General features: G+C 37.1%; 24 protein-coding genes. 5 read left to right on the top strand and 19 right to left on the bottom strand.

Annotated elements, in window-relative coordinates; all coding sequences use genetic code 11:
* Window positions 1-24: 24 nt before the first annotated feature.
* Window positions 25-3,030, bottom strand: coding sequence for an immune inhibitor A domain-containing protein (locus J8L71_RS16290; protein WP_348771817.1), 3,006 nt, complete (start codon window positions 3,028-3,030; stop codon window positions 25-27).
* 477 nt (window positions 3,031-3,507) lie between these two features.
* Here J8L71_RS16290 and J8L71_RS16285 point away from each other — a divergent pair, with 477 nt between their 5' ends.
* The gene (locus J8L71_RS16285; RefSeq protein WP_211001454.1) at window positions 3,508-5,232 is read left to right on the top strand and encodes an acetolactate synthase 3 large subunit; all 1,725 of its coding nucleotides are present in this window, start codon (window positions 3,508-3,510) and stop codon (window positions 5,230-5,232) included.
* Window positions 5,232-5,729, top strand: a complete 498-nt coding sequence (gene ilvN / locus J8L71_RS16280) for an acetolactate synthase small subunit (protein WP_058550273.1) — start codon at window positions 5,232-5,234, stop codon at window positions 5,727-5,729. Before J8L71_RS16285 ends, ilvN begins: the two co-directional genes overlap by 1 nt.
* A 326-nt stretch (window positions 5,730-6,055) precedes the next feature.
* On the opposite strand, the gene J8L71_RS16275 is transcribed toward ilvN, so the two are convergent.
* From J8L71_RS16275 to J8L71_RS16205, 15 genes are all read right to left on the bottom strand, one after another.
* A complete protein-coding gene (locus J8L71_RS16275; protein WP_004586404.1) occupies window positions 6,056-6,331 on the bottom strand; it encodes an HU family DNA-binding protein in 276 nt (91 codons plus the stop codon).
* A gap of 210 nt (window positions 6,332-6,541) precedes the next feature.
* Complete coding sequence (locus J8L71_RS16270; protein WP_211001453.1) at window positions 6,542-7,078, bottom strand: DUF3833 domain-containing protein; 537 nt, start codon at window positions 7,076-7,078, stop codon at window positions 6,542-6,544.
* Between the two features lie 3 nt (window positions 7,079-7,081).
* On the bottom strand, window positions 7,082-7,477 hold the full coding sequence (locus J8L71_RS16265; protein WP_211001468.1) for a chalcone isomerase family protein: 396 nt from the start codon (window positions 7,475-7,477) through the stop codon (window positions 7,082-7,084).
* A 174-nt stretch (window positions 7,478-7,651) separates the two neighbouring features.
* Entirely contained in the window at window positions 7,652-8,161 is a 510-nt protein-coding gene (locus J8L71_RS16260) for a DUF2878 domain-containing protein (protein WP_211001467.1), read from the bottom strand.
* Window positions 8,139-9,401 carry a cyclopropane-fatty-acyl-phospholipid synthase family protein gene (locus J8L71_RS16255; protein WP_211001452.1) on the bottom strand — a complete coding sequence of 421 codons (1,263 nt, stop codon included), beginning with the start codon at window positions 9,399-9,401 and terminating at the stop codon, window positions 8,139-8,141. The genes J8L71_RS16260 and J8L71_RS16255 overlap by 23 nt, the downstream gene beginning before the upstream one ends.
* Window positions 9,402-9,452: 51 nt before the next feature.
* On the bottom strand, window positions 9,453-10,181 hold the full coding sequence (locus J8L71_RS16250; protein WP_211001451.1) for a DUF1365 domain-containing protein: 729 nt from the start codon (window positions 10,179-10,181) through the stop codon (window positions 9,453-9,455).
* On the bottom strand, window positions 10,174-11,430 hold the full coding sequence (locus J8L71_RS16245) for an FAD-dependent oxidoreductase (protein WP_211001450.1): 1,257 nt from the start codon (window positions 11,428-11,430) through the stop codon (window positions 10,174-10,176). Before J8L71_RS16245 ends, J8L71_RS16250 begins: the two co-directional genes overlap by 8 nt.
* Window positions 11,427-12,137 carry an SDR family NAD(P)-dependent oxidoreductase gene (locus J8L71_RS16240; protein ID WP_211001449.1) on the bottom strand — a complete coding sequence of 237 codons (711 nt, stop codon included), beginning with the start codon at window positions 12,135-12,137 and terminating at the stop codon, window positions 11,427-11,429. The genes J8L71_RS16245 and J8L71_RS16240 overlap by 4 nt, the downstream gene beginning before the upstream one ends.
* A 2-nt stretch (window positions 12,138-12,139) precedes the next feature.
* Complete coding sequence (locus J8L71_RS16235) at window positions 12,140-12,568, bottom strand: nuclear transport factor 2 family protein (protein ID WP_211001448.1); 429 nt, start codon at window positions 12,566-12,568, stop codon at window positions 12,140-12,142.
* 1 nt (window position 12,569) lies between these two features.
* On the bottom strand, window positions 12,570-13,964 hold the full coding sequence (gene phrB, locus J8L71_RS16230; protein WP_211001447.1) for a deoxyribodipyrimidine photo-lyase: 1,395 nt from the start codon (window positions 13,962-13,964) through the stop codon (window positions 12,570-12,572).
* Window positions 13,964-14,917 carry a DUF523 and DUF1722 domain-containing protein gene (locus J8L71_RS16225; RefSeq protein WP_211001446.1) on the bottom strand — a complete coding sequence of 318 codons (954 nt, stop codon included), beginning with the start codon at window positions 14,915-14,917 and terminating at the stop codon, window positions 13,964-13,966. The genes phrB and J8L71_RS16225 overlap by 1 nt, the downstream gene beginning before the upstream one ends.
* An 8-nt stretch (window positions 14,918-14,925) precedes the next feature.
* Complete coding sequence (locus J8L71_RS16220; RefSeq protein WP_211001445.1) at window positions 14,926-15,606, bottom strand: ChrR family anti-sigma-E factor; 681 nt, start codon at window positions 15,604-15,606, stop codon at window positions 14,926-14,928.
* Window positions 15,599-16,222 (bottom strand): sigma-70 family RNA polymerase sigma factor, encoded by a 624-nt coding sequence (locus tag J8L71_RS16215; protein WP_211001444.1) that lies wholly within the window; start codon window positions 16,220-16,222, stop codon window positions 15,599-15,601. Before J8L71_RS16215 ends, J8L71_RS16220 begins: the two co-directional genes overlap by 8 nt.
* A gap of 69 nt (window positions 16,223-16,291) precedes the next feature.
* Window positions 16,292-16,870, bottom strand: a complete 579-nt coding sequence (locus J8L71_RS16210; protein ID WP_211001443.1) for an LON peptidase substrate-binding domain-containing protein — start codon at window positions 16,868-16,870, stop codon at window positions 16,292-16,294.
* Window positions 16,871-17,106: 236 nt separating this feature from the next.
* Window positions 17,107-17,379: a hypothetical protein gene (locus J8L71_RS16205; RefSeq protein WP_211001442.1), complete on the bottom strand. Its 273-nt coding sequence runs from the start codon at window positions 17,377-17,379 to the stop codon at window positions 17,107-17,109.
* A gap of 296 nt (window positions 17,380-17,675) precedes the next feature.
* Between J8L71_RS16205 and J8L71_RS16200 the strand changes: the two genes are divergently transcribed.
* The gene (locus tag J8L71_RS16200) at window positions 17,676-19,367 is read left to right on the top strand and encodes an alkaline phosphatase D family protein (RefSeq protein WP_211001441.1); all 1,692 of its coding nucleotides are present in this window, start codon (window positions 17,676-17,678) and stop codon (window positions 19,365-19,367) included.
* A gap of 98 nt (window positions 19,368-19,465) precedes the next feature.
* On the opposite strand, the gene J8L71_RS16195 is transcribed toward J8L71_RS16200, so the two are convergent.
* Window positions 19,466-20,944 (bottom strand): cellulase family glycosylhydrolase, encoded by a 1,479-nt coding sequence (locus tag J8L71_RS16195; protein ID WP_211001440.1) that lies wholly within the window; start codon window positions 20,942-20,944, stop codon window positions 19,466-19,468.
* Window positions 20,945-21,273: 329 nt separating this feature from the next.
* A complete protein-coding gene (locus J8L71_RS16190) occupies window positions 21,274-21,615 on the bottom strand; it encodes a hypothetical protein (protein WP_211001439.1) in 342 nt (113 codons plus the stop codon).
* Window positions 21,616-21,788: 173 nt separating this feature from the next.
* On the opposite strand from J8L71_RS16190, the gene J8L71_RS16185 reads away from it, so the two are divergent.
* Window positions 21,789-22,418 (top strand): hemolysin III family protein, encoded by a 630-nt coding sequence (locus tag J8L71_RS16185; protein ID WP_211001438.1) that lies wholly within the window; start codon window positions 21,789-21,791, stop codon window positions 22,416-22,418.
* Between the two features lie 153 nt (window positions 22,419-22,571).
* Here J8L71_RS16185 and J8L71_RS16180 read toward each other — a convergent pair whose 3' ends face one another.
* Entirely contained in the window at window positions 22,572-23,312 is a 741-nt protein-coding gene (locus J8L71_RS16180; protein WP_211001437.1) for an SEC-C metal-binding domain-containing protein, read from the bottom strand.
* 439 nt (window positions 23,313-23,751) lie between these two features.
* Here J8L71_RS16180 and J8L71_RS16175 point away from each other — a divergent pair, with 439 nt between their 5' ends.
* Window positions 23,752-23,901 carry a hypothetical protein gene (locus J8L71_RS16175; RefSeq protein ID WP_211001436.1) on the top strand — a complete coding sequence of 50 codons (150 nt, stop codon included), beginning with the start codon at window positions 23,752-23,754 and terminating at the stop codon, window positions 23,899-23,901.
* Window positions 23,902-24,604 lie beyond the last annotated feature (703 nt).

The following is a 24,604-nucleotide window of genomic DNA, read 5'->3' as shown; positions in this document are numbered from 1 at the left end:
AACACGTTATGCCCTGCAAAATGATTAAGTATTATTGCGCATTGGTATTACTCTCAGGGTACTAAAGGCTAGTAAAATTAGTAAACCAGCCATTGTTCCACCACTAGAGCCGGAGCTACTTTGCTCTACCTTTACACTTACAATAAAGCTTTCAGTAATCACTTCACCCGTCTGAGCATCAGTTGCTGTAAGTATTACGGTATAACTTCCTTCGTTTTCATAAACGTAACTTGGGTTTTGTATACTAGAAACACTGCCATCACCAAAATCCCAGTTGTATGTATAGTTACCAAAACCACCGCTAATATCACTATTAAACTGAACTGTTAAGTTATCAGCAGTAAATCCACTTTCAATGTTCATTGGCACTGTCGCAGAAATATCTAGCGTTTTTTCAGTTTGATTGTCTTGGCTGTCTGTTACTATTAGCTCAACTTGGTAATTACCTGAATATAAATAACTATGTGTAATACTTTGCGTCTCCAAGCTGATGTTATCACCTAGGCTCCACTGATAAGTAAAAGGTGAAACGCCACCCGTAATATTTGCTTGGGCTGTTAATACCCCTTGATTAACATCATAATCAACGTCGTTAATAGCTAAAGGCTCATTAATATTTACTTCAGTGGTAAATACTTGCTCAGCGTTCTTGTTACTCACGATAAACTCAACATTATAAGTGCCAAAATCAGCATACTCATGTAAAGGTGCAAGTTCAGTACTTGTTGAGCCATCATCAAAATGCCACACAAACGTATCAAGTGGAGTTAAGGTTAATCCTTCAATATCAAATTGTACATTAAGATCAGTAATACTAAATTTGATCCCATTTGCAGAGCTATAACTTAAATCAACATTCACGCTGTCATTATTAGTTGACTGATTTAATATAGTAAACCCAAAACCTAATTGTGGTAATTCAACCCCAGATTCATTTTGTAGCGAAAAACTATAATCAGTTTTATCACTAAATTCACTAATGGCTGATAAGTTATCATCGCCTAAACCCGCACGCTGATCGTATACACTAAATGCAGCATCGCGCATTTGTATTGCTGTATCGGCAGGTATTTGCGTAGTACCTTTATTAATTGCTCGCTGATCCGCGTCAACGACTAACGCAAAGCCAGTTCCAGGGTGCTCGGTGATATTATTATCTGATTGAGATTCATCGGCATACCACAAAAGTACTCCTGGCAAATATTGCTCACTTTGCAACCCGCTATCTATACCTAGATAAGATCGTAATTGTAAATAATAATGCGAAGGTGAGGCATATATGTAACTGCCTATTCTTTCAAAGTTTGTTAGTTGAGCAGACGTTTGTGCCTCTGCATTATTTTGCCAAATTAACGTTTCGTTTTGCCTAACCTGCATATCATCAACAACAAAGCCATAATAATGAGTATTTGCATCAGTTATGTATTCAATACTAAGCTCTACTGTTTGCCCTGCATAAGGTGTTAAATCAAACTCGTGCGTTAAATAGCCGTTAGGTTGTTTAGCATCACTATTTAAAAAAGAATCACCGGTAATGTAAGGCCCAATATCGCCATAATATGGGTTAATGCCTTGAGTGTAATTACCACTCATTGGTGTGCCGTTTACTTTTATTTGCACTAAATCGTAATCACGCTCAATACTGTAATAGGCAATAAAACTTAGCGTTAGTGCGTCATTGGTTGCTGGCAGTTCTATCGTATTTATAAAACTATTTCGCAGATTGTCGCCAGTATTTGAATAATATTGAAACTCCCCTTCAACCGGTGTTTTAAACTTTTCTAGGCGTTTAGGTAAAACTACTTTTAACTGGCTTTTTGATTGCGTAGTACTTGATGTATCAACAAGTATTTGCTCAGAATTTTCATTGACTTGTGTCATTTCAAGCTCTAGCTGATTAACCCAATTACCTTGATAGCGCGTTTGCAAGTATTCAAGTGCATAAGGGCTAAACATCACAGGCTCCGAACCTCTTAGCGCCCCCGCCCAACTACCTGTAGACATAACAGACCAAGATGCAACCGGCTCACCTACAGTATTAGATTGCAAGTCGTATTCATCAAGCAATCCTAAATCGTGGCCAAACTCATGCACAACCACACCAATTCCAGCATCAATTGGGTTGATTGTGTAGCCAAAAAGCTTAACAGAACTTCCCGTTACTTCACTAGGTTGGCTATTTTCATCAAATACATAGTAACGATGAGACCAAATTGCATCAGTAGCTAGGTAACCTCCTCCGGCTTCTTCTCCAATACTTGAATGAAAAACCATTACATGGTCTATTATTCCATTAGGTTCGTTCATATTACCGTCACCGTCTATATCATCTAAATCAGTAAGGTCATAATCACTTAAATTAATATTAAATTGCGCTACTGCTTTTTCTACAGCTTCTTTAACTAAAGATGGCGCATTAATATCTCGGGTATTACCTTGTCGCTCTCCATATACTTTGGCGTTATTATCAGCGGTTACCCAACCATAAACATCACCGCTAAAATTTAAGCTACCACCCGATGCGGCTGAATAATAGCTTTTTGCCGTTAATAAGTTTTGACCATCTGGACCTAAATAGCTTTCGCTATTGAATAACATCTGTTGATAATGTTCTTTAGAATAATCAGCGTAAAACATATCTGTATCTGGGGCTGTTAACTTATTATCGTCATGTTTTAAGTCGGGAAAGTCTATCAATATAGTCAGTATTTTTACTTGATTTACAGTTTGATCGGGGATTAAAGAAGAAGAAAAAGCAGCTTGAGATTTTACTGAAACCAGTGAATTATCAATTTTAGAATTAAACTGTCTAAAACCATTTTTAATTAAACGTGAGTTATTAGTACTCATATCCATGTATTGCATATATGAGGACTCAAGATCACTCTGCGCAATGTTATCTCTTTTATTGAGCCAATATAAAATGCGTGCCTTGTTAGTAATACCCACATCATGCGAAGAGGCAGTATCAGCAATTACTAAAGGGCTTATTAATGTAGATAAAAGCGAAATCATAGCCACTTTTTTCACTGTATATTCCTCAATCATTTTTATAGATTCATCATACCTAAAATTTACTATTAAGGCAGTTTCTAAAACATATAATTAACACAATTGATCTTAGCTAAAATTAATTTTTAGGATCGCCTTTACAACTGTCAAAAATGCATAATATTTATTAGGTATCCTGAGTAAACGGGCACCTTTTGCAAGATAAAGCTGAAAAAACACTTGAAATGAAACTTTAATGCAAAAAAGCCATTTCAAGGTTGACATAAAGCCTTAAAACCCTTAAAAATAAACCTATAGAGAATATTTAATTTAAAAGCAGTGTTTTGCTAAATAGAGTAAAAACTATGAACACACATATTAATCTTTTAGTCGTACTCGTACTGGTCTTAGTTATAAGCCCAGCGGGGATGTATTAAGAAGTGATACTGCTTTTTAAAAACCCTCGCACTACGCGGGGGTTTTTTTATGCACAAAAAAGCGCACAGAGGAATGAGGATGAGCAAACAAGAATACAATGGCTCTGAACTAGTAGTTCAGGCCTTAAAAGAGCTAAAGGTTAAATACATATTTGGCTACCCTGGTGGTTCGGTTTTAGACTTATATGATGCACTTTTTCAACAAGATGATATTGAGCATATTTTAGTGCGCCATGAACAAGCAGCAACGCACATGGCTGATGGCTATGCCCGTGCCACTGGTGAAGTGGGTGTTGTGCTTGCTACCTCAGGCCCTGGCGCTACAAACTGTATTACAGGTATTGCTACAGCGTATATGGATTCAATCCCTATGGTCGTTTTATCAGGGCAAGTACCAACAAGCCTTATTGGCGACGATGCATTTCAAGAAACCGATATTGTTGGGTGTTCGCGCCCCGTAGTTAAACACAGCTTTAACTGTCGAAGCGCTAAAGAGATCCCAGCCATACTTGCAAAAGCGTTTTATATTGCAAGTACAGGCCGCCCAGGCCCTGTAGTGGTTGAACTACCAAAAGATATGCTTAACCCGGCAATTAAGTTTGAGTACGAATTCCCTAAAACTACTGAGCTTAGGACTTATAGCCCAAATACAAAAGGTCACTCAAAACAAATACGCAAAGCAGTAACCGCTATTCTTGAAGCAAAGAAACTAGTCATTTATTCAGGTGGCGGAATTGTACTTTCTAATACATCGGAGCAATTAACTCACTTAGTAGAATCGTTAAATGCGCCCATCACAAATACCTTAATGGGCCTTGGTGGTATTTCCGGCGTACACCCTAATTTTGTGGGTATGCTTGGTATGCACGGTACACTTGAAGCAAATAAAGCAATGGCCAACGCTGATGTAATTTTAGCCTTAGGCGCACGTTTTGATGATCGTGTTACAAATAACGTTAACAAGTTTTGCCCTAACGCAACCATCGTGCATGTTGATGTAGACCCAACCTCAATTTCTAAAACTATTAAAGCTCATATTCCGGTTGTAGGATGTTTAGCAACGGTGATAGAACAACTACAAACTGCTATTGATAAAAGCCCAATACAAATCGATAGAAGCGCTCAAGAAGATTGGTGGCGACAAATTATTAGTTGGCGTGAGCAAAAATGTCTGAATTACAACACCGATGGCGATAAAATTAAGCCCCAAACTGTTATCGAAGCAGTATATAAAGCAACAAACGGCGATGCATATGTAAGCTCAGACGTAGGTCAGCATCAAATGTTTGCCGCTCAATACTACCCATTTAAAAACCCTCGCCAGTGGATCAACTCTGGTGGTCTAGGCACTATGGGCTTTGGTTTACCAGCAGCAATGGGGGTTAAATTAGCGTTCCCAGATAAAGAATCGGTATGTGTAACAGGCGACGGCTCTATACAAATGAACATTCAAGAGCTATCAACGTGTTTGCAATATAACTTAGCTGTTAAAGTTGTATCATTAAATAATCGCTCTTTAGGTATGGTACGCCAATGGCAAGACATGATTTATGGCGGTCGCCACTCATCGTCTTACATGGACTCATTACCTGATTTTGTAAAGCTTGTTGAAAGTTACGGCCATGTTGGTATTAAAGTCGACACGCTCGATGAGCTACAACCTGCCATTGATAAAGCAATGAGTATTAACGACCGTTTAGTATTTTTAGATATTAACGTTGATGAGAAAGAACATGTATACCCAATGCAAATTAAACTAGGTGGCATTGATGAGATGTGGTTACGTAAAGGAGTAAAAGCATAATGCGTCGTATTTTATCTATATTATTAGAAAACGAACCTGGTGCTCTGTCGCGCATTGTAGGGCTTTTTTCACAACGCGCGTACAACATAGATAGCTTAACTGTAGGCACAACCGATGATCAATCTTTATCACGTATTACCATAACAACGATGGGCGATGACAGAATTGTTGAGCAAATTACGAAACAAGTAAATAAGCTTGTTGATGTACTTAAGATCATCGACTTAACAGAAATGAGCCATATAGAGCGTGAATTACTACTTGTTAAAGTATTTGCCCAAGACGAAACCACACGAGCGGCTGTAACACGTGTGGTTGATGTGTTCCAAGGGGCTATTTTAGATATGGGCCGACAAAGTTACAGCCTACAGCTTGTAAGTAGTACAGACAAAATAGAATCGTTTTTAGACACTCTTCGCCACGAAACAGACATTATCGAAGTTGTCCGCTCAGGTGCCGTTGGTATTGGACGAGGCGACAAAGCTTTAAAAGCGTAACTTTAAATAAGTTACAGTGCATTTTTAGTGAGTATTAAGCAAAACCCCTGCTAAGCAATTAGCAGGGGTTTTTATATTATTCAAAAAGAAATTTGTACCAATTTGCTTAATAAAGTAATCGACTTAGAGATAATTGTTAACGCTAATTGATCCTGTACTAATGCAGTCGTATATGAGAAGTTTTTGATGCATTAGCATCAATAAAATACCTCGAATAAATCAAGTACTATTGTGGATTCGTAGTTTACAAGCGCTGCTTCGTAACTTTTTTACAGGTAAAAAAAAAGAGCTTAAAGCTCTTTTTTAAAAATTCTGTAAATCGCCAATTAAGGGTTTACTTGATCTTTAAGACCTTTACCTGCTTTAAAGCTTGGGATAGTTGCCGCTGCGATTTGAATCTCAGCACCCGTTTGTGGGTTACGGCCAGTGCGTGCTGCACGTTCTTTAACTGAGAAAGTACCAAAACCAACTAATGCAACTGAATTACCTTCTTTTAAAGAAGAAGTTACAGCGCCAGTAAACGCGTCAAGTGCACGTGTAGCTGCAGCTTTAGAAATTTCTGCATCAGTAGCGATTTTTTCAACTAATTGAGCTTTATTCATTATTAGATTCCTATTCGTTATTATTTTGCCTTCGCAAAACCTATCTTTATGTATTTTTAAAGAGTTAGCAACAGCAAATTGCATATTTTGCCTAAATTCTTAGAAAATAAATAAAATTTTAATAATTCTCGGTAAAATACAGTGTGTTGGGTTAACAAAGACTTAATTTGAGTTCAATTTTGGTACAAGTAGAACAACGCCGTAAACCAACTATATCTTCTCGATAACTAAGGTCACTTCCCCGACCTCGACACCAAACTTAACAATAGATGTGCGGTTTATCAAGCGTGATTGTGTTACCAAGTACATCCAGTCATCAAAGTTTACGTTAAGCGTAGAGCCATCGTATGGTAGCTCAACATCATAATTCCAATGAAAAACACTGCCGTTACTTTTACCTTTAGCTACACCTGTTACATCAGCGGCTGTTCCTGTTAATGTATTATCGTCGTTAAGTGTCACTTTCCATATACGCTTTTGGGTTTCACCATCATCATATACAAAATCTTCTTCAATAACGCCTTGAGAGCCATTCCAGGTTGCATGCATGTCTACAACTAGTTTACGGGTTAACTCGCCTTTATAGTCTTGTACAACGCCGTAGGCTTTCAAATTACCACTAAAAAACTCTTTAAAGTTAAACACTGGCGAACTGTTTTTATAGTGCTCGACATTTGGCGCTGAACAGCTAATTAAAAACATGGCAAAAATACACACTATGAATGGCTTTATCTTTAATAAACTCATAAATTAGTTTCCTAGTAATTGTTGTCGAATCGCAGGCTCTGACGTGTTTTTATCAAGCCAAATTGCCAAAAAGTCTTTAGCAAATTGAGCATCATCTATGTGGCCAACTTCTTCGTCGTTATAATAAAATGTACTTTTACCATTAACGTCTGTTTCTAACATTAAGGAGTCGCCTTTATTTATATTTGGCCAAATATTAAGTAATTTATCTGCATACTTTTGTGATAAATCAGGCTTGTTTAAATGCTCCCACTGCTCTTTAGTTGCTTTAACAATGTCTTTTGCCTCAAAGTCACGCAAGTATTTAAGCTTGAACTTTATCGGATTTTCACCGCTTTTATATTTACCAGAAGGTGTAAACAATATGGCATCGTAAACGTCCCAAAATAAATACTCCATTCTGGCTTCGCCTACTTTTGTAAAGTCATCATTTGCATAGGCGTTATATGAGGTGAGTAAAAAGCAAAAACTAATTAATAAATTTATTTTCAAAATCGTTCCTTAACTTTATAAAGTACTAAATATACGCGCTACAGAACGAGTTTGATCAAATCACAAGCAGACTAAGGAAAGCTAAAGAGGTTTTGTATTCAGCACCGCTTTAATTTTTGAGTTTATAAGCAATATTAGAGTAAACATACTTGCCCATATTAAGCCGTATATCAGCCAAAATTGTATCAGGGGCAATGGTAAGTTTAGGACACCAAAGCGAGCGCCTGCCCAGTAACTTGCGGGTGCAAATGCTAAACATACTAAAAATGCTTGCCAAAACTTAAGTGAAGTCAAAAAAGACATAGAGCTGTTAATACACAGCACTAAAGAGGCCCATAAAAATACAAGCCAAAGAGGAAATGGGTAAGAATGAAAATCAAGCAAGCCTAGATTTATGGCAATAAACTCGCCGAATAGGCCTAATGGTAGCGCCTTTAACATTAAAATAGCATCGTGCTTTTTTTGCTTTGATAAATAAAACATCAGAGCAATGACTAAAGGCGTTACGTAAACAGATTGCCCTTCAAGCAGTAATGACAAAAACCATACTGCTTGAAACAAGACAAAATTAATAACCGAGTGCAATTTCATCATTATCGCTAGTAAAGCGCGGTTTACGAGCCATTAAATGTACCGTACTCGTGGCACGAGTTCTAAATGCCCCTTCACAATATGCAAGGTAAAACAACCAGAGCCTGTAAAAGCGTTCGTCAAATTTGGTTCTATCTAACTCTGGCCAACTCTTAATAAAGCGCTCACGCCAATCAGCTAATGTTCGTGCATAGTGAGCGCCAATATCATTAACCGTATGAATAACCATGTTAGTGTTATTTTTAATTTGTTCGCTCATTTCGTTGAGCGATGGCAAACACCCACCAGGAAATATATATTGCTGAATAAAATCAGAATTTTTTAAATAATGTTTATAACGCTGATCGCTTATTGTTATTGCCTGAATAAGCATAGCGCCATTTTCTTTGAGTAGGTCACCGCACTTAGTAAAAAAGCTTGGTAAATACTCGTGACCGACAGCTTCTATCATTTCAATCGAAACGAGCTTATCGTACTGCCCTTCTAATAATCGATAATCAAGCTTTAATAACGTTATTTTTCTTTCAAGCCCCAGGCTTCGTACCTTTTTAGCAACGTAGTCGTATTGCTCATCAGATATAGTTGTGGTTGTTACGTGGCAGTCATAATGCGTTGCTGCGTAAATAGCGAACGCTCCCCAACCAGTACCTATTTCTATCACCGAATCGCCTTGTTGGAGTTCTACCTGCTCGCAAATACGTTTAAGTTTGTATTGCTGCGCTTGTTCAAGCGTTGCATCTTTACTTGGATATACAGCGCTTGAATACAACATTTCATCCGATAAAAAAGATTCGTACAAGTCGTTGCCTAAATCGTAGTGAGCAACAATATTCTTTTTAGAACCAGACTCTGAATTTTTATTTTTAAGGTGATTAATTCTGTGTGCTATGTTGCTAAAAAAGGAGAACTTCTTTTCAAAGTTATCTAATTGATCTTGGTTAATTGCAAATATTTCGATGAGGCGAGTTAGATTATCGCAAGACCAGTGACCTAAAATATAGGACTCTCCAGCACCTACGCTACCCGATAACGCAAATGCTTTGTACATGGCTTTATCGTTAACGCTAACTGTAACTTTTAAATTTGATGAAGTATCACCGAAAACAGAGCGCGAATTACCATCAACTAGTATTATTTGGCCAGTTTCTATAGAAGAAAAAGCGCCTGTAACTAGCCTCTTATAAAAGTTAGTAAACCAGCCTGTGTTGTGTGCGCAATTTAAACTTGATACTTTTTCCATTGAAATACCTATATTATTGTTTTAACTACCCAAGTCTAATACGAAATACATTTACGAGTGGCCTAAAAAAGGCACCTTTTTCACAAACAGTTTAAATGCTTGCACATAAATACCTTTGAAAACAGACCACGTCATAGCAGGAAACCGCTTTAATAACTGACTAACCGCATCTTTTGTGAGCTCTTGACGTTTTAGTCTTAAAGAAGCATCGAATAGCAATGTTTCATTTTTCTTGTTTTCTATGTGTATTAACGTATTACTAAGTGTATGTCGAATATGCCAGTGGTAGTTCATATTCAAATCCATGAAGGGTGATACGGAAAAGACTTTTTTAAAGTTCACTTTTTTTCCTAAAGGAACTAAATAGTAATGTCGCTCATTCCAAGGTGTATTACTTACTTCTGCTACTAAATACTTAAATTCGTCACTAGTGTGGCCATAAAAATAAAAATTTACTGGGCTAAAATATATCCCAAAACAGCGCAATTGTCCCAGCATATAAACATGCTCAAACTCTTCATCAACACCAAGCGATTTTAATTGCATTTGCGCACGTTCAAATACAGTGTGTTGTTGTGGGTTAGGGACGTGTTGCAAGTAATCTGATTGTTTAAACCTAAGTGCTTTAAACCCAAACGTACCTAACATAGGATGAATATTATTTAAGTTTAGAGGCTGCTTCAAATCAACCCACATCATATAAAGCGAGTAGTTAAAGCTATGGTTTTTAACAGCAAATCGGCGATGTCTAACATCGCCTAAGTACACTGCACTAGTCAAACTCAACACCTAACTGCTTTGCAACGTCTACACCGCTTCGTACGCCATCTTCATGAAAGCCGTTATACCAATAAGCACCACAAAAGTAACTGTTATTTTGCCCATCAATACTGTGTTTTTGCTTTTGTGCGGCTATGGATGATTGATTAAATACAGGATGGTGATAAGTAAATTCTCGTAGTATTTTACTTTGCTCAATACCTTGAAGATGATTAAGCGTTACACAAAATTGCGTGTCACTTGCGATGCCTTGCAGAATATTCATTTGATATGTAACAACAGCAGCTTTATCTGTGTTGTTATTAAGAAGGTAATTCCAACTTGCCCACGCTGCTTTTCTATCAGGTAATAAACTCGTATCGGTGTGTAAAACAACAGAGTTCTCTGTATAAGCTATTGCACCTAAAACAGATTGTTCTTGCGCTGTTGCATCGGCTAAAAGACTAAGTGCTTGGTCTGAATGACAAGCAAAAATGACTTTATCAAATTCTTCTTTGTCACCAAGTGAAAATTCTATAATGGCTTTGTCGTCAGTTCGCGTCACTGATTTAATATTACTATTTAATTTTATTTTATCCGCAAATCCCTTTATTAAGGGATTAATATACTCACGAGATCCACCCGGAATAACATACCACTGCGGTCGATTAGTTATATCTAAAAGACCGTGATTAAAGAAAAACTTAACAAAAAATTCCACACCAACATTTTCCATTTCTTTTATGCTGGTAGACCAAATAGCAGCGCCCATCGGCAAAATATAATGGTATTTAAAAAAGTCGTTAAAGCCATGTTCGTTAAGTAAATCGCCTAAAGAATGCTCTTGTTTATAGTCACCTTGCTCATAAATAGCTTTACACACTTTATTAAACTTAACGATATCGTATAAAAGACGCCAAAATTTAGGCCTAAATATATTTCTTCGCTGAGCAAACAAACTTGTAAATGTATGCCCGTTATATTCAAATCCGGTAGCGTCATTGTGCACACTAAAACTCATTTGAGTAGGCTGTTTGTTAACACCTATACGAGCAAGTAATTTTTCAAAATAAGGGTAGGTTCTATCATTAAAAACAATAAAACCGGTATCAATAGCGTATTTAGCACCACTAACAGTTACATCAACGGTGGCAGTATGCCCACCAATGTAATCATTTTTTTCAAACACAGTTACATCATAATGTTTATGAAGTAAATGTGCGGCAGTTAATCCAGATACGCCGGATCCAATTATTGCTATTTTTTTCAACGAGTTAATCCTTTTGCGATTTTAAGCCATAGCGGGAGTGGTAATATTCGCAAAGCTTTTAAAATGAGTGTAAAACGATAAGGGAAATGAACTTCTTTGCGCCGCTTTTGTATCCCCTTAATCATATAATTTGCCGCTTCGTTTGCAGTAACCGCCATAGGCATAGGAAAGTCATTTTTATTAGTTAGCGGTGTTTTCACAAAGCCAGGGTGAACAAGCGTTACATCAACATCAGTTAAATCTAACGCCAAGCTCTTAGCTAAATAACTGACGCCAGCTTTTGATGCACCATACGCTTCTGAACGTGGAAGAGGCAAGTAAGTGACACTAGAACTTACCAATACAAGTTGACCACCCGAGTTTATTTTAGGTAATAGTGCTTCTAAGCAGTAACCCATAGCGAGTAAGTTGACCGAAATTACCCGCTCAAATAAAGCACTATCAAAATTTCGTGCATCATCAACGTACTCACAATTACCAGCATTTAATATAACGCGATCAAATTGTGTAAAACCAATAGTGGATTGTTTAATGTCATCGAGGCTTGTGGCATCAAATTGACAAATTTGAATGTTTTCATGCTTTGCAAGTTCAGCGAGTTTTTCGCGGTTTCGACCACAGGCTATTACTTTATCGCCCTGCTCTGCATACTTTATCGCTAACTGCTCACCAATTCCTGAAGTAGCCCCTGTAATTAAGGTAATCATATTCAGCCCGCCCTTTTATCTATGTAATTAATAACAGAACCTAATAACGGAATATGTTTATACAAAAGCTCACCAACATTAAAATAATCTCGATGTTTTAAAATTCTATCATCTTTAAAAATCAACTTACTATGACCTTGCACAGATATCGTTTTTCCTGATGAAAGTTTTGGGTGTGCATAATGCATGGTCCAATAGATAAACGCCGTATCATTAACACTGAAAGAATCCGTTATATCAAATTGGCAGTGCTTAACATTACTATACAGGTTTGCAAAATACTCACGTAGCTTTTCAATGCCGTTAATCTCATGCATTGGATCAATAAACTGAATGTCATCACTGTATATTTCACTTAATAATTCTAAATTGCTATTATCAAGTTTTTGGTAAATATCTACAAATTTATCTACTGGAAGCACATTATCCATATCACACCTTAAAAGCAGCTAACGCACGCTCACGTGCAGCTTTATGATCTACAATTGCCGGCCAGTAGCACTCCTTTGTCTTACCCATAGAAGCTAAATAAGTATGAGGAAAGTGAATCTGTTTATCTGGCACATTCTCAAGCTCTGGCAAATACTTACGTATAAATTTACCTGTTGGATCAAAGCGCTCACTTTGGGTGATAGGATTAAAAATTCTGAAATAAGGCTGAGCATCACACCCTGTACTTGCCGCCCATTGCCAACCACCATTGTTTGATGCCAAATCACCATCGATTAAATGCTGCATAAAGTACTTTTCGCCCTCACGCCAATCAATAAGTAAATGCTTAGTTAAAAAGCTCGCAACAACCATTCGTAGACGATTATGCATCCAGCCTGTTTGGTTTAACTGTCGCATAGCAGCATCTACAAGTGGATAACCTGTGCGCCCTTCACACCATGCACTGAAGTCCTCGTCGTTTTTTCGCCACTTTACTGCGTTGTATTTTTCATTAAAGTTATCGCCTCGAGACAACTTAGGAAACTCAGAAATTAAATGGCGGTAAAATTCACGCCAAACAAGTTCATTTATCCAGGTAAACGTTTTGCTTTTTGACGTTGTTAAGATATCAGGGTATTGCTGCTGAATATTAATTAATAATTGCTTTGTACTCACTACACCAAGCGCTAAATAAGGACTTAATCCCGAAGTCCCTTTTATACTTGGAATATCACGATTGTCATCATAACTTGTTAATTTATCGGCAATAAAATCACTGACTATTTTAGATAGAGTTTCATCATCAACCGGCCATTTTTCAGAGCTGCCATCGCTTTTAAGAAGTGATTCAGATTTTATATCAACAGGCGATTTATCTAATGGCCACGGTGATAAACTAAAGTGAGTGTCTTGATACTGCTTTAACCATGCCCGTTTAAACGGGGTAAACACTTTGTACATTTCATTGCTTTGGTTTTTAACACTGCCCGCAGGAGCAATTAAATCCCCCTCGTAGAGTGTAAATGTAACATCGATATCATCACACTTATCCAAAATCGATTTATCACGATTTACTTCATTTAACTCATACTCAGTGTTAGCAACAATATGCTTAACGTTATTCGATTGACAAAACTCAATTAATTTTGATTCACAATCGCTAAAGTATGGTGCGCTTATCACATGCAATGTAATACCGTAAGCTGCTAACTCTTCTTGTAAATATTTAACTCGTCGTTTAAGTAAATCAATTTGTATTGCAGCGGTATTATGCTGCTGCCATTGTTTTTCGCACACAAAAAAAATGGCGTGTTTAGCGCCATCGTTTAGCGCCTGAATTAACGCTTCGTTTGAAAAAAGGCGCAAATCGCGCCTAAACCAAAATAATGTGTTCATTAAATACCATATCGTAGTTTTAGTTCGTTAGGGTAAGGGTTAAAGAATACTTGTTTTTCAAGGTACTCGTTAGGGTGCACTTTTAAATGATGCTTAAGTAACGTAAGCGGAACATATAACGGCACTAAGCCTGCTCTATATTCATCAATTGCATCACGTAGTTCTTGTTTTTCGATTTTTGATAAATCTTTTTTAAAGTAACCCTGTAAGTGCATTAAAGTATTGCAATTGTTTCTGCGAGAAGCTGGTTTTTTCAGGCCTGTCATTAGCCCTAAAATATATTCGTCAGCTAGTGCTCTAACATTATCACCAACAAATGTACCCAATAAATTACCTAACTCTCTATAAGCTTTATAATTGTGGGCCATTAACAGATATTTATATTGGGAGTGAAATTGGGTTAACTTATGAACAGTAAGAGGCTCTTTTGCCAACATTTGCCAGTTTTTGAATACGTAAACACGCATTACAAAATTTTCTCGCAAGTGCATATCATTTAAACGGCCATTTTCTTCACATGGCAATAACGGATTATGCTTCATTATTTGCTCTGCAAAAAAACCAACGCCTTCAGAGGTATTACCCGTGCCTGCTTCGTTGTAAATTTTTATGCGCTCCATACCACAGCTTGGGCTTTTCGCACAAAAAACAAAGCCACTTAGCGTGCTTGCTTGTTCGGTCGCTACTTTTTTACCGTATTCAGTTAACTGTGGTCCTACGTCTCCAGAGCCATCAGGTCTGCATACTTTTATTGTATCACCAACCCTAACTTGCCTAATCGTAGGTCGAGGTATAGGCAGACCTACAGCTACTTCTGGGCAAAAACGTGTGTACTCAACGTGTTTACCTAATTCGTCCATGCAAAAGTTAGATTTTTTATGACCTGTATCAAATCTAACTTTTTCGCCTGCTAAGCAGGCGCTTATGCCTATTTTTATTGTGTCTGTTTGCATAAAATCTCTTAATAAATCAAATTACCAATTGGATTTAATAACTTGCTGAAGCCCTTATTAAAATGTAGCGCACTACTGACCACTGTAAAGCATAAACAACCATCTTTTGTTAATGGTGTATGTTGGTGGCTACCATCTTGAAAAATAAAGTCACCTGGTACGTAGCTGCCTTCCTCGTCACTAAACTCACCATCAAGTAATAAAGTAATTTCAAAACCTGTGTGAGTATGCTCCGGAATTTCACCACCAGCGTCAATATGTAATAAGCTTGAACGTAATGGGCCATCTTCAAGTGCTACACGAGAACGCGCTAATTTACCTACTTGGGTAAACTTACCATGTGATATACGAGTAAGAGCACGTGGTAATTGGTAATCGTGGTTGTTGACTTTAATAGCAACAGGCTCAACTTCGTAAACCTCATCAATACTGTTATCAGCAGTAATAAAGTCAAACAGACTAGAGTCTTGCTCATCCAAAATATCATCAGAAATCATTTCTAATGGCTGGCTTTGCTCAATAGAGTCACTAAAAACCTGCTCGGCGTTGCTGGCTTCAATTTTGGCCACTTTTGCTTGACACACAGGACACATGTCCACGTGAATAGATACGGCTAAGCTAAGTGATGCGCTAAGTGATGCACTGCAATATTGTGTCAGTAAAGTTTCACTCGGGTGATGTTTAATCATGCTGATCTCCCATTTCATTACGTAATTTCTGTAAGGCTAAACGTAAACGTGATTTTACCGTGCCTACCGGAATGTTTAGTTGGTGTGCAAGTTGTTCTTGCGACATATCTTGGAAGTAAACGCCCCTAACAACCTCTCTTTGAGCAAGTGGTAGTTTGTCGAGATAACGCTTAATTTGTTTATCTTCAAGATGATCTGTGTATTCGTGATTTGTATCTTGTGTTTCATTCAATAACGGCCAAATATCTTCGCTTATGTTTTCTTCTTTATTACTTTTCATTTTACGAAGCATGTCAAACGACGCATTACGCATTACCGTGTAAACCCAGGTAGTCGCAGCGCCTTTGTCACTGTGATACAAATGCGCTTTTCGCCATACAGACGTTAGCGTTTCTTGCACAAGTTCCATAGCTTGGGCTTCAACACCAAACTGCTTTATTCCAAATCGTTTAATTTTTGGAGCAAAATATTCAAAAAGATAAGAAAATGCTTTTTTATCTCTTGATTGAGCAACATCTACTAGCGCTTGCATTAGTTCTTTGCTTGGCGTTTCTGGCATGGCAGTGTACTTACCTGTATTAGGTTCACAACGTGTTGATTGTTGTTGACTTACCATAATAATATATCCCGTTATTGCTTTTGTATTAGTAAATACGCACGCAGATTTGTTTAGGATCAAATAAAATTAGGCAAATTCGTTATTAATCACAGTATGGAGGAAACTCAGTAAGTTATCAAAGTTAGTTTCGAACGCAAGTTGCTGTTTTTTCTCAATAGATATTGGCAATAACTCTAACCAGCGTGCCACAACCCATGTAAGTTCATTAAAATGGGTTTGTTTGTAAAGTTCACTGAGTTCTGGATTGGTTAAAAATATATTTTGAAGGGTTAATTGTAGTTTCTCATGCTCACCTATATCAGTGAACGAGTCGTTATACCAATATGGCGTGCTACAGTTTGAAATTAAACCATGGCGAAGCTCTTGGTCATCTTGATAAACATCATCAATTTGTACGCTTTTTGATGCAATTACATCTATTAGCAGCATCCCACTGTCGTCTTGATCAAAATCGATAATATCGACCAAGCAGCCTTGTGCGCTTATGTTAAACGGTGTGTCATGTTCAAAGGTACACAGTACAAACCCAGTATCACTTTCGAGTGCTGTTTTAACCATATTCAAATAGCGAGGCTCAAATATACGTAAACGTGTATAGCCTTGGGGTAGTATAAAAATTGGTAATGGAAAAATCGCACGCTTCATAAAGTCTACTTATTTAAAACACTCTGCCTTTATTTACGTGCGCTTTTGCTAAGTCGATCAGCTTAGTATTAATCGAATTAATTACCCGTAATGCTATTAATTAAAGATTAAACCAACTCCCCATAACCTTAATCATTTGAACCGAATAATAAGCACTTAACATACTTACTACTGGCGCTAACATTAATGCAAATAACCCTAATTCGTTGCTCATCGTCTTATTTCCTTTAAAACATTTATTGCTGATTATTCTGGGCTGTTTGAGTAGTAGCGCTCTCACTAATCTCGCTTGATTGGGTAGTGTCTAGTAAGCTATTTAAAACAACTTGTGCATCAAAACTTAATGTTTCTTTTAACGAATTTTCTAGTTCCGTAGTTGTTTGTTTTACGTAATTACTCACACTGGTTGATAAAATATCAGTTACATCTAGGTCTACTTCAGTCGCATTAACGTGCGCAGAACCTAATACTAATAAACTTGCCATAGCGATTTTTATTGAATGTTTCATAATGGTATTCCTTGTTTGTGTATTGTTTAGACGTAAATACATAATCAAAGGTTGTGCCAATACAAAAATAAACGTAAGCATTTGAATAATTTAAATTTTAAATAATAGCGCATATTATAATGCATTCATCACTTGTTAATTTAACCACTAATTTTAATTTTTTGACTATATTTTAGTAAATAAATAAAACACTATTCTCAATCACTTCGTCACATTAAATACATTTAGCGTTTATAAAAACGTCATGTCGACACAATAAAATTCAGGCCAATTTAAATAACTCTAAAAAGTGCAGTATGCCAATTTCATCTCGTCGTAATTTTTTAAAAACAACCGCTGCAAGCGTGTTTACCGTTGCAGTTTCAAGCAGTATTTCTGGTTGTAGCAACTCATTAATCAATAAACCATTGTCATATACTGAATTTAACCACGGCGTGGCAAGTGGCGATCCATTAAGTAATGCGTTAATAATTTGGACGCGTGCAACTTCGCCACAATCAACCGCTTTAGTGACTGTTGCATGGGAAGTAGCACTAGACTCTCAATTTAAAAACATTATTAGACAGGGCCAAGAGCAAACAGATGCAAGCCGTGACTATACAATAAAAATAGACGTACAAGGGTTACTTCCAAATACCCAGTACTTTTATCGTTTTATAGGGGCAAATACGACAAGCCCTGTCGGTCGAGCTAAAACACTTCCTGTAGAGAACATTGAACACGTTAAAATGGTTGTTGTGTCGTGCTCAAACTATCCGGCAGGCTATTTTAATGCATACACCGATGCAGCTAAGCAAAAAGATCTAGATGTAGTACTCCACTTAGGTGATTACATTTACGAATACCCTATGGGTGGATACGCAACAGAAAATGCAGAAAAAATTAACCGTAAACTAGCAGATGATAATAGCGGTGAAATAATTACATTAAATGACTATCGAAAGCGATATGCTATTTATAGAACCGATAAAGGATTACAAGCACTACATGCAGCAGCCCCTTTTATAGCAATATGGGATGACCATGAAATCACTAACGACACGTATAGAACAGGCGCTGAAAACCACACGCCCGATGAAGGAGATTTTTATAAACGCCGTACTGCAGCTATACAAGCATATTATGAATGGCTTCCAATTCGCCCGCCAATGGGCGAACAAAATCCCCATATTTATCGCACGTTCAATTTTGGAGATTTAATAAGCCTACATATGCTAGATACTCGTGTAATAGCACGCGATAAACAACTCGCTTATAGCGACTATAAAAACCTAGAGACCAAGCAAATGGATGTTGCGCGCTTTGCTAGTGATTTAAATAGTCCAAATAGGCAGTTACTGGGTAGTACACAATTAAACTGGCTCACGAGTGCAATAACTGAATCAAATGCAAAGTGGCAAGTATTAGGTCAGCAAGTGTTGATGACTAAAATGTGGCTACCTACTGAAATATTTTCGCAATCCGATCGCACTAAAATACCGCACGTGTTAAAAGAGCTAGTCGCTATTAAAAAAGCCGTGTTAGCAAATAAAGCGGTAACTCCCGAGCAACTCGCACGCATAAATACGTTAATGCCTTATAACTTAGACGCGTGGGATGGTTACCCTAGCGAACGCGAAGCACTGTATAAAAGCGTTGCTGCATTAAATAAAAAATTAGTCGTCCTTGCGGGTGATACTCACAATGCATGGCAAGGCACGTTAAAAAATAAAAAGGGTGAAAACGTAGGGGTAGAATTTGCAACGCCAAGCGTGACTTCACCCGGTATGGAGCACTATTTAGCTCTTAACCCGCAGCAAGCTAAGCAAATGGCCGATTCACTTTCATTACTAATTAACGATTTAGATTATTGCGAATTATCGCATCGTGGTTATATGTTACTTACAATTACAAACAATCAAATTACAACCGATTGGCGTTATGTGGATAACATACAATCACCTAGTTATAATCTTATTAGTCAGCACCAAAGCATCTATAAAGGTTAGCTTATAAAGCAACGCTTTATAAGTTTAAATAACAGTGCTTTATAGGGTTAAAAGGCAAATACACTCAGTATTTACCTTTTACTCTTTATAAAGTGTAATTAATTACAACTAAAAATCAGTGTCCACGAAGCATCACTTCCTGGCGTCGTATTTGTGTACCAATTAGCACTGTATGCGTTGCCTTGATATTGCATTTTATCGTCTGTGTTGTTGTGCGTATAAGGACCTGCAGCATAGTCTTTTTTAACCCAATTAGGGTATGCGTTTATATCACTACAGTCTGTAGAGCTCACAATAGCGCACCCATTTGAATCAACACTTGCCCCTGCTGGTGTATCAGGACATTGATCAACATCATCATATACGCCATCGTTATCAGTATCAGTTTGTGGCTCCTCTACAACCAATACGCATCCTTCATCATTAACCGCTTCGCCGGCTGGTGTATTAGGACATTGGTCAATATTATCGCTAACACCATCAGCGTCTGTATCTGCAATTGCGCAACCAATACTATCAACGGTTGTTCCGGCAGGCGTATCATTACATTGATCGAGATTATCAATAACACCATCTCCATCACTATCTAAATCAACGCTATTGCTACTACCACCCCAACCTTGAATAATTTCTTTTGCTTTTGTACCAGAGGCTGTTAATGAATCCCAACCTCCACCTGGTGTGAACATTGACGCACCTTCACTTTTATCGTTAAGTGCCCACATTGCATGGCTGATGTTATTAGTTTTTAAAAATGCCATCCAAGCATCTGTTTCATTAATATTAACACCACCATTACCATCTGCATTTACACTGCCCCACTCGGTGGCAAATAAAGCAATGCCGTTATCTAAAGCAATTTGCGCTTTATTACGGTATGACTGGCCATGCGTACCTGCATAAAAGTGAAGAGTATAAGCAACATTGGCACGATCAATTGGGCTTTGTGACGCAACATCAACATCCTGAGACCATGTTGGCGTACCAACAACAATTAAATTGTCAGGATCTATTGCACGTATTTTGTCTATAACGGTTTCAGCGTATGGCTTAATATCGTATTCCCATGATATTTGTAATGGTTCATTATAAATCTCATAAATTACGTTATCATTATCTCCATACTTAGTGGCTACTTCTTCAAAAAATTTGATTGCAGTAGCTTGATCTTTATGCGCTTCGTGGCTATGAAAATCTATTATAACGTACATATCTTCGGCAATTGCAGCAGTAACAACTTCATCAAGTCGGCCCATATTACCGTTCCAATCTTGATTTATATCACCGCCAGCACCGTGACCGATTGCTGCACGTATAATAGTTGCACCAAATTCAGACTTAGCTTTAGCAACTGTTTGCGCGGTGTAAAATTTTTCACCACCCCAACCTGTATTACTCCAAAACAAACTTGGGCCAGCAAAGCTTTTATTTACACCATCTGCTAAAACCTGATTACCACTTACCGTTAGTTTTTCAACCGAAGCTTGCGCTGTTGAGCTAATGCCTAAACACAGTGCCAAAGATAAACTACTAACTTTAAAGCTCCTTTTGATATGACTATTTATACGACGATTCATAATATTTTCCTTAAATAAAATATTAGCTATTACAAGCCAACACATAGATTTTTGTACCACTAAAGATACACAAATAATAATTGGTATTATTTGCGCGGTAAAAATAACAGAAAACAATTAACAAAAAAAGAACAAAACTAATAAAAATAGATTGCACAATTTATTAAGATAAGAAAAAAGCAGTACATATTTGGTAGTTATGCTCTATATGTTCGACGTTACTAAGATTTACAGGGTATTTACATGCATATTGAAAAAATTAAAATAATGAGTTAAAAACAAAAATGGCTGCGTTGAGCAGCCATATTATGTAGACAAAAAATACAATTTTACTTATCGGTTTTTTTTCCTAAACGGTATGCATCCACAATACTCAAAAGCCAAATAACAACCATTAAAGGGACGTATTTATATTGTGCAAGCTTCGCACACTCATCTGAGGGTTGTTGTGCTGCTTTTAATATGCCGGTAACCGACATAGGTATTTTACCTGAAACGAGCTCATTGGCAGTACATTGAGCAATCGCAAATATATCTTTAAACGTTAAAATTAATAAAAGAGAAAATACACCAGCAAAAATACTCCCAATAAGATGTTTTTTTAACGAAAAGTGCCCAGCTCCTGGGTAAACGACGGCGGTGAGTAAAGCCGCTTTTAAATTTTTTTTCATGTTTGTTTAAGCTCGTAATGTGGATTACAGTAGACAACAGCATAGTGAATTAATTCTCTTTAAAATCAAGTAAAACCAAAACTAACTTCAATAAAGAATACGTAAAATCCATATTGAAACCTTCAGCGTACAACTGTACACTCAAACTCAACTTCACAGAGGTAGGATTTGTTATGTCTTTAGAAGCGCCGTATTCCCGTAAAGAAGAAAAGCTCAATGTATTAAGCCACGCGCTGGGCATTGCATTTGCAGTGTTTGTAATGTGGGATTTATTTACTCAAGCAACTACTCTTCAAGCGTATATAAGTACAGCCATATATGGTGCAAGCCTATTTATCTTATTTTTATCATCAACGCTTTACCACGCAAGCGTACAATCTAAACTCCGTGCCTTTTATAAAAAATGTGATCACTGCGCTATTTATGTATTAATAGCCGGCACTTACACCCCATTCTTATTAATGTCATTAAATGGGGCGTGGTCATGGGGAACGCTCAGCTTTATATGGGCAGTGGCACTAGGCGGCGTTGCATACAAAATATTGGTTAAAAATGGCAATAAAAAAGTATCACTTGCAACTTACTTACTCATGGGCTGGTTTGCCCTCGCTATTGTATACCCGCTTTATTTAAATATTGACATAAATGCACTTTATTGGTTACTCGCCGGTGGTATTTTTTACAGCTTAGGTACTTTATTTTATAGTGCTAAAAGCACGCAATTTAGCCATGCTATTTGGCACCTATTTGTTATTGCAGGCTGTGTATGCCATTACATTTCAATTAGTAACTATGTTTATTGATGGCAGCTTAGAGCGATAAGCAGACGGTCGGGTAAACTCGTTTTTGGACAAAAACGAGTTGCGGTTTTACACAATAACACGCCTTTGGACGGGAAAGTTTTAGAACTGAAGGACAGCTCAGCTTTAAAAGATGTCTCCCGTAATTAATCTAAATTATCTTCCGCAACATTTGGCATAAGTTTTTTTACTTCCGCAATAACACGGGTCTGTCAAAGACAAGTTTACGTAATCTTGCTCTGCTTTCTTTTTGGTTCTACTGTTGAAAGTAGACAACTTTGTATTTATTGTTTTAGCTAGTTCATCATCTAAAAAAACTTTAGGATTCCAATTGTCGCGGACCAAATCGACTAAAAATGAATCCACTGCCGAGGCTGCGATACCAGCTATAGGGTTAATTAAACCAACGACATTAGGATAGATGAATGATAGAAGTTTAGTTTTGATTTTTGGTTTGCAAGGTTTTAGTAAATGTTCAACTACGGCCTCTCGATCATAATTTTGTGAATACATCCATTGTCTAAATACCTTTGCTTTTGAACTCTCACGTATAGCTAGTATGTCGTCAAACGTTATGATTTTATCCATATAAAGATCTAGAAGGTCTGGAATACCTTTCATACTCATTAAACTTTCAAAACAATCTGTTGAATTAGAAAAGCCTGCCGGAACTAAGATCTTTTTCGCCATATATTCTTTGGAATATGCATCTTGCGATATAGAGCCAATCTTCAGCTCATGTTGCAATGAGTAGCCTAATAAAATTTCACAAGTCCGTAAAGCTGTCGTCTGCTGTCGCAATATAGACAAACGTTTGTTCTTATGACTTTTTATACTTAAACAACGGTCTTCGGTTACTTCTTGAATAATCTTTTTGATTAAAAACCCATCAACCAATATGGCCTATCTAAAATTATATGATTCTCATCTGTTAGGTAACGCAAGCGACTTTGTATAACTGGGTTGTCATGCTGAATATTAGAAAAGCCCTCTACAATATCTCTTAAAGGAGCAAGTCTTGTCATTCCTTGGAGTTTCCCCCTTCCAACACCCTGAACGAAAGTAAAATCAACTGAATCAAATATTACTTTTAGCGCCCCTGACTCCAAGAGTTTTATAACGTTTTCATGCCCTAGAAGCTTTATGCACAGTAAATAATCTTCATGCCTTATATAAAACATCATGAAGCAATAAATTGGCAAACAGCTTTATAAAAGCTTCCAACTGGGCTTTCAATAATTCATAAGGAGTCAAAGAAAACCCCATAAAACCTTTATTTCGTATATGGGACGTGTCGGAACAACTGGTAATTGCACCCAATTGTTTGGGGAAATTATTGAGCAAGATTGATGACATGATTAATATGCATTTTCCTTTATTAGTACAAGGTACTTTAACCCATACACTAATAAATACCAACAACGCCCTCTCAACCATGTTAGGCCTTGATCTAACTCGTATTGGTGCAGAAACGAATTACGACTGATAACACTAAGCCGAACTTCGGCAAAAAGCGATAACCGGTCATTAATATTAAATAATATAATAGTCAATTGAGTGATCAAACTACGCTTTGCGCATATATTCACGAAAATGAGTGACGCGTGCATATTGGTTAATTTAACTTTACCTAAAAATTTTAGAAACTTAGTGATAGTAATGTCTAAGGTAATTTGTTAAAAGTAGTTAAAAGAGCGTTAAGTCGGTAGAAGTATGCACAATGAGTGCACTATTAAATTCTTATCTGCCGCGAAATTATTATGTAGATTTTTATATAAGGATTAAAAATTGGAGCAGCTAGTCTTAGAGTTTAAAAAGCATAAACGGTTTTGGTATCCAGAAGTTGATGTTTCAAAACTTAACGATCGTATCTTTGAACTAAAAAATGAAGGTTGGATAGTTATTTCAATTATACCCAATAGTAATTGGCTCGGTGTTGTTAAGTCTTATAGTGTTCTCTTGCAAAGTAATTCTTAAGCTTAGTGTAGTGGATTAACAAGATTGGCCACACGGCTAAGTATGTCAAATTGCTTGGTTTGAAATAAGCTTCAATGCCACTCTAGCTTACTTTGGAGCAGAAACGAGTTAATCATGAATGACTGCAATTAGCACCCTCTAGCCAATCGACAACGTTAAATATTAATAATTGGTAAGGTATTTTACTGTGTCGGATGCCGCTTCACTTATCC

This window comes from Pseudoalteromonas sp. MMG007 (assembly GCF_018100985.1).
Lineage (GTDB): Bacteria > Pseudomonadota > Gammaproteobacteria > Enterobacterales > Alteromonadaceae > Pseudoalteromonas.
This window is presented reverse-complemented; position numbering and strand designations above follow the sequence as displayed.